The organism is Rhabdothermincola salaria, assembly GCF_021246445.1.
Taxonomy (GTDB): domain Bacteria; phylum Actinomycetota; class Acidimicrobiia; order Acidimicrobiales; family Acidimicrobilacustridaceae; genus Rhabdothermincola_A; species Rhabdothermincola_A salaria.
In genome coordinates, this window is the sequence record NZ_JAJQXW010000003.1 from 428725 (window position 1) to 438689 (window position 9965).

Below are 9965 nucleotides of genomic sequence, written 5' to 3' on the forward strand. Positions count from 1 at the left end.
GACCTCCCCCAAGGGGGCCAACCTACCGGCCCGACGGCGGGGGCGCTCGGGCGGGAGGGCGCGGGCCGCCTCAGGGAAGCTCGGCGACGACGTCGAGCGCGGCGGCGGGCGGGAACGGCAACGCCGACGATTCCCCCGTTGGCCGACACCGACCCGAACGGCGACGCCCCGGGGTCAGGCAGTCGCGGTGCGATGGCGGCCCAGGGCCTCGAGGCGGGCGATGAGGTCGTCGGTGCGGGTCTCGGCGGCGATGGACTCGGCCAGGCGGCGGGCGGCGTACCGGTAGGTGTCGTCGGCGAGCACCCGCTCGACCGCGGCGGCGATGCGGGGGGCGCCGGCCCGGGGTGGGAGGCGGACCCCGGCGCCGGCGTGCACCACTCGGGCCGCCGTGTCGTTCTGGTCGCGGCCCATCGGCAGGCACACCAACGGCACGCCCGCGGCCAACGCCTTCATCGTGGTGCCGTGACCGCAGTGGCTGATGGCCAGGGCGGCGTCGCGCAGCAGCGGCCCGTGGGGGGTGGAGGGCACCACCGCCACGTTGGGTGCCGCCGGCACCTCGTCGGCCTCGACGGCCCCGCCCAGGGTGACCACGCCCCGCACGGGCAGACGGGAGAGCGCCTCCACCACCCTTCGCAGCTGGGCGGCCTGGTCCTGGAACGTGGTGCTGAACCCCACCAGCACCAGGGGGTCGTCGGGATCGCCGACGAGCGGCGACGTCCACTCCCCGGCCGGGTCGGGCTCGTCGAGGACGGGGCCCACATAGGTGACCTCCTCACCCAACGTCGGCGCGGCGAAGTCGAAGGTCGGGCTGGTCAGCACGTAGATCCCGTCGGCGCCGAGCACCTGGTCCCACAGCGAGGCGAGCGGGGTGAGCCCGTGCTGGGCCCGGACCGCGTTGAACGCACTGCGATCCTTCTGGAAGATCCGGTTCGTCATCAACCGCATGAGGTCATCGCGCCGCCGGCCGGCGAAGGTGCGGGCCGGGGCGAAACCGGGGCCGATGGTGGGACACCCCGGCGTGGGCAGCATCCAGATGTTGGGCACCAGCACGGCGACCGGCCGTCCCGCCCCCTGGGCGCCGGCCATGGCCCCGAGGATCAACGAGTCGACCAGCACCACGTCGGGGTCCACGACGTCGACCACCGCCCTGGTGTCCGCCGCGAAGGCCGCCGCCGGGCCGGTCATGAACCGGTCGCGGACGTTGCGGAGCATGGCGATGGGGCTGGACACCTCCCAGTCGCGCAGGACCTCGTCGCGCGGGTCGTGCGTGCGGCGGTGCGGTGCGGTCGTCCACGGGGAGAACCCGGCCCCGACGGCCTGGGCCCGGTCGCAGACGGTCGGGTCGGCCAGCACGTGCACGCGGTGGCCCCGTTCCAGGAGGCGTCGGGCCACCGCCAGCTGGGGAGCCACGTTGCCGCCACCGTCCCAGGTGGCCAACAGGTAGGAGCGGGTCGGTTCCGTCATCGGGGGTTCCCTTCGGGCCGAGGGGGCAGCGTGAGCAGGACGCCTTCGACGAGGCGACGCATCACGGCCTCGGTGTCGCTCCGGGACTGGTCCAGGTCCCGCCGCAGCAACTTCCAGACCATGAGGTCGGTGGCCCCGTAGAGGGCGAGCAGCGCCTGGGTCCGGGCCTTGGACCCACGACGGGGCAGGTGGTCGGCGAAGCCGCGCTCGAGCCCGGCCATGTGGGCCTCGCGGCCCTGGGCGAGGAAGTAGTCGACGGCATCGATGCGCCCTTCCATGGCCGCCAGGCGCACGTTGGCGTCCCCCATGCGCTCGTAGCGGTCCACGGTGACGGACACGATGCCGGCCACGTCGCCGGGCTCGGGCACCGCCGCGGCGGCGTCCTCGAAGGGCCGACGCCAGTCGATCACCTCGACGAAGAGGTCGTCCTTGGACCCGAACTGGCGATGCACGGTCTGACGGGACACACCGGCGGCCTCGGCGATGTGCTCGAGGCCGACCTCGTCGTAGGGCTCGGCCAACCAGAGCCGGTAGGCGGCGTCCAGGATGGCCAGGCGGGTTCGATCCACCTTGTCGCGACGGGCTGTCATCCGATACGGACGGGTGACACCCCCGAGCCCCTCCTCTTTCATGCAACGGAGTGTCGCACGAAGTTGGCGAGGCGACAAGGGGCCCGTCGACGCGCGACCGCGTGGCCCCGAGGGCGCGTCGGACCCAGGGTCCGTCGTGAGGTGATCGTGGTCGTCGAGGTCCGCGGTCTGGCGGCTCGTCCGCCGGGGTCGGGGTCGGATCAGACCTCGACGACCACCGGGACGATCATGGGCTGGCGCTTGGTGCGGTTCTTGACGAACCGACCAGCGGTGCGGCGCACCACGGCCTGGAGGGCTTCGATGTCGATGGCCGACCCCTCGTTGGTGGCGTGGTCGAGGGCGTCGGCCACCGCGGCCGAGCACTCCTCCACCAGGGGACCGGTGTCGCTCTCGCTGATCCAGCCGCGCGACAGCACCTCGGGGCCGGTGACGATCTCACGCTCGTTCACGTCGACCGTCACGAAGATCATGACGATGCCCTCCTCGGCGAGGACCTGCCGGTCGCGCAGCACACCGTGGCCGATGTCGCCCACGCCGGCCCCGTCGACGTAGAGGTAGCCCGACGGCACGCGATTGCCCTTGGTCACGCCGTCGTCGGTGACGATGAGCTGGTCGCCGTCCTCGCACACGTTGATGCGGTCCTCGGGGACGCCCATCTGAGCGGCGAGGCGGGCGTGGCTGACCAGGTGGTGGTATTCGCCGTGCACGGGCGTGAACCACGCCGGCTGGGTGATCGACAGGACGGTCTTGAGCTCTTCCTGCTTGGCATGGCCGGTGGCGTGCACGTCCTCGATGCCCGAGTGCACCACGTCGACGCCGATGCGGAACAACGCGTCGATCACCTTGGTGACGTTCATCTCGTTGCCGGGGATGGGGTGCGACGACAGCACGACGGTGTCGTCGGCGGTGAGGTCGAGCCACTTGCTCTCGTTGGCCGCCATGCGGGCCAGCGCCGACATGGGCTCGCCCTGCGAGCCGGTGGAGATCACGCACACCTCGCCCGGAGGGCGCTTGTCGATCTCCTTGATGTCGACCAGCTTGTTCTCGGGGATGCTCAGCACGCCGAGCTCGCGAGCCAGCTTCACGTTCTTCTTCATCGACAGCCCGAGCGTGGCCACCACCCGTCCCTGGGCGATGGCGGCGTCCGCGATCTGCTGCACGCGGTGGATGTGGCTGGCGAAGCAGGCGGTGATGATGCGGCGTCCGGCGTGGGCGGCGAACACCTCGCGCAGGACCTTGCCGACCGACGTCTCCGACCGCGAGTGGCCGTGCTGGTCGGCGTTGGTGGAGTCGGCCAGCAGCAGACGGATGCCCTCGAACTTGGCGATGGCACCCATGGTGGCCAGGTCGGTGAGGCGACCGTCGACCGGGTTGAGGTCGATCTTGAAGTCACCGGTGTGCAGGATCGTGCCCTGCGGCGTGTGGAACGCGGTGGCGAAGCCGTTGGGCACCGAGTGGGTGACGGGGATGAACTCGCAGTCGAAGGGCCCGAACTTCTTGCGGTCGCCGTCCTCGACCGGGATGAACGAGGTGCGGTCGAGCAGGCCGGCCTCCTCGATGCGGTTGCGGGCCAACCCGAGGGCGAGGGGCGAACCGATGATCGGGAACGAGCAGTCCCGCAACAGGAACGACAGGCCACCGGTGTGGTCCTCGTGGCCGTGGGTGACGATGCAGCCCTCGATCCGATCCTTGTTCTGGCGCAGGTAGGTGAAGTCGGGGAGCACCAGGTCGATGCCGAGCATGTCGGCGTCGGGGAACATGAGCCCGCAGTCGAGCAACATGATGCGGTCCTCGACCTCGAAGGCGGCGCAGTTGCGGCCGATCTCGCCGAGCCCTCCGAGGAAGGTGATGGTCACGGGGGAAGCGATGGGAGTTCTCCTGGAGAAGACGCCGGGGGACGTCGGACGGTGGCGGGGGGCGGGGTCAGCCCGTCAGCGCAGGCCGACGCATTGGCGAGCTGCCGGCGCGAAGCGGCGGCGTGCGGTCGGCTGGTTCGCCGCTCACTGATCCCACATGTGCCCGCGAGGGTACCGCCCGGGGCGCGCCGCTAGCGGGAGCGGGGGAATCCGAGCCCGAACATGGCGATGAGGTCGCGCTGCAGCTCGTTGGTGCCGCCCCCGAAGGTGAGGATGATGGCCCCGCGGACCATGGCCTCGAGCCGTCCGGCCAGCACCGACTCCGGGGAGCCCTCGGCCAGGTAGGAGGTGGGGCCGATGACCTCCATCAAGAGGCGGTAGACCTCGAGGTAGAACTCGGTGCCGAAGACCTTCACCGTCGACGCGTCGGCCGGGTGCAGCGACTCGTGGGCCGCCGCCCACGCCACCTTCCAGTTGGCCAGGCGCAGGAACTCGAGGCGGGCGTGCACCCGGGCCAGGTTGAGCTGCACCCACTCCTGGTCGATCACGCGACGGCCGTCGGCCAGCGTGGTCTCCTGGGCCCAGCGGCGCACGTCGGTGAGGCTGCGCTCGGGGCTGCCGCTGGCGCACAGCGTGACCCGTTCGTGGTTGAGCTGGTTGGTGATGAGCCCCCAGCCGCCGTTCTCCTCGCCCACCAGGTACTTGGCCGGCACCCGCACGTCGTCGAAGAACGTGGCGTTGATGTCGTGCGACGCCATCAGGGTGAGCGGTTGCAGGGTGATGCCCGGGGTGTCGAGCGGCACGATGATGACCGAGATGCCCTTGTGCTTCTTGGCCTCGGGGTCGGTGCGCACGGCCAGCCACACGTAGTCGGAGCCACCGGCCAGCGAGGTCCACATCTTCTGGCCGTTGATGACGTACTCGTCGCCGTCGCGCACGGCCCGGGTCTGCAGCGACGCGAGGTCGGTGCCGGCCTCGGGCTCGGAGTAGCCGATCGCGAAGTGGATGTCGCCGGCCAGGATCCGGGGCAGGAAGAAGTCCTTCTGCCACTCGGTGCCGTAGTTCATGATGGTCGGACCGACGGTGTTGAGCGTGAGCGTCGGCACCGGCGCGCCGGCGCGCATCGACTCGTCGAAGAAGATGAAGTGGTCGATCGGGTCGCGCTCCTGGCCGCCGTACTCCTTGGGCCAGCTCAGGCCGGCCCACCCGTCGGCGCACATCTGCTTCCAGACCCGCTTGGCCGTCTCACCGACGCTGTCGGACCGGACCTGGCGCGCCGTCTCTTCGTCGAGGACGTCGTCGTAGTAGGCGCGCAGCTCGGAACGGAACGCCTCTTGCTCGGGTGTGTAGCCGATGTCCATGTGCTCCCCCTCGAACTGGCTGCGGCCGGCCGGCTCGGGCGACCGCGGTGGTCGTCAGCATCGCACGCGGTCCGCGGCCGGCGCCTCACCGGCGGGGACCGTCACCAGCGCCAGCGGCCACCAACGGCCACCAACGGCCACCAACGGCCTTCTTGCATGGAATCGTCGCTGCCGGCAGCGACGATTCCATGCAAGAAGCACCTCCGCGCGGTCCCGCTGTCGGCTAGCCGGTGAAGGCCGGGGTGACGACTCCCACCGCGACGGGCGCGGGGACCGTGGCCTCACCGCCGCCGTCATCCGACGGCCAGGGGCCGATGTCGGGGTCGGTGGACGCGGCGAGCGTGGCCGTGTCGCACCGGGCGCCCTCGGCGCGGCTCGGGGTGGCGACGTCGTCGAGGTAGTCCGAGGCGATGCGCTCCAGACAAGCGTCGCCGGTGAACAGCGCCACGTGCGTGGCCCCGTTCCAGGTGACGAGGACGCCGGAGTCGAGGTTGGTGCTGAGCGACCGGGCCCAGACGTAGGAGGTGGCCGGGTCCCAGCGGGAGGCGATGACCAGGATCGGCGGCGCACCCGGGGCGTCGACCGGGCGGTCGCGGGGCTCGACGGGCACGTTCATCATCGCCGAGAAGCGGTTCTCCCGGATCAGCCCGGGCCCCATGACCGGGGCGGGCCCGGAGACGGCGTCGATCTCGGCGGGGTCGCCCGGCATGATCCCGCTCGCTCGGGAGATCGGCCAGTAGGCGGGGATGGTCACGGAGTCGACCGAGACGAAGGCGGCCTCCTCCAGGTCGCCGGCCTCGAGGCCGGCGAGCAGCTGACCCAGCTGCGGCCAACCCTCGTTCTGGAACAACTTGCCGAAGATGAGGGTCGAGACCCGTGCGCCGTCCACGGGCGGCCCCACCGGCGGGCCGTCAGGGTCCGGACGGTAGGGGGTCGGGTCGTCGGCGAAGCGCTGGACCAACCGGGCCGTGCGCTCCCCCACATCGGTGCCGTCGTTGAAGGCGCAGTTGCGGTCCGCCTCGCAGAGCTCGGCCCAGTGCTCGAAGGCCTCCTCGGAGCCGAGCGCGTTGTTGAGGTTGAGCTCCTCGGGGGTGTCGGAGGGGTCGAGCGGACCGTCCAGGATGAACTTGTCCACGCGGTCCGGGAACAGGTCGGCGTAGACCGCACCCAGGAAGGTGCCGTAGGACGCGCCGTAGAAGGAGATGCGCTCCTCGCCCAGCGCCTGGCGGATGAGCTCCATGTCCTGGGCCACCGCCACCGTGCCGACGTGGTCGAACAGATCGGGATCGCCGGTGCGGCACGACGCCTCGAACGCGGCGGCGGCATCGGTCCATGCCTGGCGCTCCTCGGAGGTGCGCGGCGGCGACGCCAGGGTCTCGACCGCCATGGCGGCATCTTGCGAGCAGGGCAGCGGCGTGGAGTCGCCGGTGCCGCGTGGGTCGAAGCCGATCTGGTCGTAGCGCTCCTGGGCCAATGGGAGGCGCAGGCCCAGACCGCCGGCTCCCGGGCCCCCGGGGTTGAGCAGCAGCACGCCTCGCCGGTTGTCGGGGTCGGTGGCGGGGATCCGGCTCACCGCGATCTCGATGGTGGGGCCGGTCGGGTCGGCGTGGTCGAGGGGGACCTCGAGCAGACCGCACTCGACATCGAAGCCACACGGGCTCCAGTCGATCGGCGGAGCCGCTTGTGCGGCCGCCGTCTCGGTGTCCGGCGTCGGGGCGATCGTGACGCCGGCGACGAGCGTGGCGACGAGGAGTGGGAAGGCGACGACCCGGCGGAGCATCGCCCGACCCTAGTGACCGGGTGAGCTCCGACGCGCCTACGAGGGCCGTGCGGGCAGGCCGAGCACGTCGGCCTTGGCCGCGGTGTACTCGTCGTCGCTCAGGGCACCGCGGCCGTGGAGCTCGGCCAGACGCTCCAACGAGTCGACCGAGGCCGTACCGGTACCGGCCGCAGCGGCGTTCGTGCCCCGACGCGCCCACCAGTCCGACACCGACGACCATCCCGAGCGGGCGGTGCCCGTGACCACCTCTCGCAGCTGGCCCCACTCGGCGTCGGGGAACTCCCGGCGGCTCTGGCGGCGGAGGGCCTCGACCGCGAACCCGTAGACGGCCAGCAGGATGAGGGTGGACCACCAGACGTCGAACGCCGGCAGCGGACTCCAGAGCACGAGCAGGCCGAAGACCACGGCGGCGGTCGACCACACGGCCCACGGCTCGGTGCTGAGGAGCGGGGCGGCCTCACGACGCACCGCCACCGCCGCCCGGCTCGGACCGGCGTAGACCGCGCCGGCGACCAGCACGACCCCGTAGGCGACGCCCGCCCAGGCCAGCTGGGCGAGGAGCGCGGAGGCGATCATGAACACCGAACGGGCCGGGGCCTCGTTGGCCGGGTTCTCCACCATCGACACCACGTAGTCGAGCGAGAGGCGTCGCACCACGAGCAGCACGATGCTGGCCCCCAGCAGCGACCAGCCGACGAGACGGATGGTGCGGCGACGGTCGACCGAGAGGAACACCGCGAGCGCATAGAGGGCGATGACCACGACGAACAGCCACACGCTCAGCGTCTGGGTGATCTGCACGGCGCGCTGGGCGGCCGCGAGCTCGTCGGACTCGGCGATCACGATGTTGCCGACGTCGGGTGGGATCTGGTCGAGGAGGTCGGACGAGAGCCCGAGCTGCTCGCCGAGCTGGCGGACGAGGTCCCCCAGTTCGAGGGTCACCACCCCGTCGGCGGTCGACACCACGTTCAGGTCGTCCTCGAGGACGGCGACGAGGGTCTCGTGGGCGCGTCGGTTCACCCGGCTCCACAGGTTCTGCACCTGGTTGGTGTCGAGGAGGTACCCCACGGCCTGGGTGGCCGGTTGCCGCAGCGCGGCCGCCGCCGGACCGGCGAGCCCTTCGAGGTCCTCGGGCAGGGCGTCGGCGAGCTGGGCCTGCACGTCGACCTGGGCGTAGAGCTCGCTCACGATGTACTCCGACAGCGCCGCCTGGACGTCGGGATCTTCGAGCAGCTCGTCGCTGGCCGCCACCCAGTTGTCGGTGTTCAGCACCTGGCGCTGCACCCACGCCGTCAACGAGGCGAGCACGGCGAGCACGGTGGCCACGGCCACCAGGGCGACGACCCATCCCCGACGGGGGTGCCGGCCCTGGACGGGCGCGCCGTCGGTCTCGGTGGTCCCGGCCTCGGTGGGTGGATCGGGCTGGTCAGCGGTGGTCATGGCCAGGCTCCCTCGCTCGGGTCGGGCAACGTGCCACGAGCAGGCTTGCGCATACGGCCTGCCCGCGGCGGGATGATCGCGACCGGCCGGAGGCAGGGTCGGACGCCCGACCGCGTCGGGAGCGAACTCTCCCCCGTCCGTCTGGGCCCCTTGCTCCACGCTCGGCGAAGAGAACTCGGACAGCCCGTTCTCGGCGACTGGCTCTCCGACTCCGCCCGTCGGGTCGGTCCGACCGTCACCGTGCGCTTCTCCGGTCGCAACTGGCACGACGAGGAGCTCCTGGCCTACGAGCACACCTTCGCCGTGCCGCCACTCGGATAGCTGCCGTGCCCTGGCCCGGCCCCCGGCGCCGCCGCTGCGGACGACGACGAGGAAGGGCGACACGAGGCCGTCACCGTGCGGGGCGAGATGCGTCGCAACGGTTCGACGCACGCCGCAGACGTCGCACACCGGAGACGGCGCCGCCGACGACGCAGCCCAGCACCGCTCCGAGCACGGCCGATGGCACGCCCAGCTCGAAGACGGCGAACCAGGCCGTCGGGGGGTTGGCCATCAGCCCGAGCACCAGGCCGACCACGGCTCCCACCGCGCCGAGGCCCACGCCGGAGATGATCGCGACGCGCACCGGCATGGGAAACGCACGCGCGCCACGCCGTGCCTCCGCCGTCCAAGCCGCCGGTCCGCCCACCTGCACAGCCTGCCAGGCCCGCTCGACGCGTGCCGAAGGTCGAGGCTCTGACGAGACGCCGACACCGAGCCCACGAGGAGAAGCCCCTCGACGACGCCACCCACGACCCGGCCCGGACCTCCCACCGTGACGCCCCCACCCAGCGCGGCGCCTGCCCACAGGTGCCCGAGCACAGCAAGGGTGAAGCAGCCGCAGTGTCGCAGTGTCGCAGTGTCGCAGTGTCGCAGTGCCGCAGTGCCGCAGTGCCGCAGTGCCGCAGTACCGCAGTACCGCAGTACCGCAGGGTTGGAGTCGACGATCCGCCTCAGGCGGCGGTGACGTAGACGGCGATCGGCGTCCCGTCCTGGGCTCGGCCGAGCAGGTCCGGCGGCCGACGCCGGCGAGGGCCGCCGGTGAGACGGTTCCGGGGCTCGATCCGTGGGCTGCCGGCTTCCGGACTGGAGCCAGAACCGGGTCCAGACCCAGGGCCGGGGCCGGAATCGGAATCGGGGCCGGGGCCGGGGCCGGGGCCGGGGCTCGCTGCATCGGCGGCCCGCCCGGGGCCTTCGGTCGCCCCGGTGGTGAGGCCCGGGTGGGTGGAGCCGTCGGCGGGCCCACCATCGACCGGGGTCGCGACGGGGGCGGGGCCTTCGGGGATCCGGGCGGTGAGGGTGAGTCGGGCCTGGGCGTAGCCGCAGACGCCCGGGGCGGCTCGGTTCTCGTCGCTCTCGTCGTCCCCGTCGTTCTCGTCGGTGGGGTTCGGGCGGGGGGCTCCGTCGTCGGCCGTGTCCTTTGCGGCGGTGCTGC

At 72.0% G+C, this 9965-nt stretch carries 8 protein-coding genes and 1 pseudogene; 1 reads left to right on the forward strand and 8 read right to left on the reverse strand.

Annotated features, from left to right (window positions below):
• Positions 1-174: 174 nt before the first annotated feature.
• From LUW87_RS15255 to LUW87_RS15280, 6 genes are all read right to left on the reverse strand, one after another.
• Positions 175-1464, reverse strand: coding sequence for a nucleotide disphospho-sugar-binding domain-containing protein (locus tag LUW87_RS15255; protein WP_232672053.1), 1290 nt, complete (start codon positions 1462-1464; stop codon positions 175-177).
• On the reverse strand, positions 1461-2054 hold the full coding sequence (locus LUW87_RS15260; protein WP_232672054.1) for a TetR/AcrR family transcriptional regulator: 594 nt from the start codon (positions 2052-2054) through the stop codon (positions 1461-1463). Before LUW87_RS15260 ends, LUW87_RS15255 begins: the two co-directional genes overlap by 4 nt.
• A 200-nt stretch (positions 2055-2254) precedes the next feature.
• Complete coding sequence (locus tag LUW87_RS15265; RefSeq protein ID WP_232672055.1) at positions 2255-3910, reverse strand: ribonuclease J; 1656 nt, start codon at positions 3908-3910, stop codon at positions 2255-2257.
• A 191-nt stretch (positions 3911-4101) separates the two neighbouring features.
• On the reverse strand, positions 4102-5271 hold the full coding sequence (locus LUW87_RS15270; protein WP_232672056.1) for an acyl-CoA dehydrogenase family protein: 1170 nt from the start codon (positions 5269-5271) through the stop codon (positions 4102-4104).
• A gap of 223 nt (positions 5272-5494) precedes the next feature.
• Positions 5495-7051, reverse strand: coding sequence for an alpha/beta fold hydrolase (locus tag LUW87_RS15275; RefSeq protein WP_232672057.1), 1557 nt, complete (start codon positions 7049-7051; stop codon positions 5495-5497).
• A 36-nt stretch (positions 7052-7087) separates the two neighbouring features.
• The gene (locus tag LUW87_RS15280) at positions 7088-8491 is read right to left on the reverse strand and encodes an SHOCT domain-containing protein (protein ID WP_232672058.1); all 1404 of its coding nucleotides are present in this window, start codon (positions 8489-8491) and stop codon (positions 7088-7090) included.
• A 150-nt stretch (positions 8492-8641) separates the two neighbouring features.
• On the opposite strand from LUW87_RS15280, the gene LUW87_RS15285 reads away from it, so the two are divergent.
• Complete coding sequence (locus LUW87_RS15285) at positions 8642-8812, forward strand: hypothetical protein (protein WP_232672059.1); 171 nt, start codon at positions 8642-8644, stop codon at positions 8810-8812.
• Between the two features lie 70 nt (positions 8813-8882).
• Here the strand turns inward: LUW87_RS15285 and LUW87_RS15290 are convergent, their stop codons facing one another.
• Together LUW87_RS15290 and LUW87_RS15295 are read right to left on the reverse strand one after the other, a co-directional pair.
• Positions 8883-9116, reverse strand: coding sequence for a hypothetical protein (locus tag LUW87_RS15290; protein ID WP_232672060.1), 234 nt, complete (start codon positions 9114-9116; stop codon positions 8883-8885).
• A gap of 367 nt (positions 9117-9483) precedes the next feature.
• A pseudogene (locus LUW87_RS15295) lies at positions 9484-9965 on the reverse strand (hypothetical protein); the annotation flags it as partial.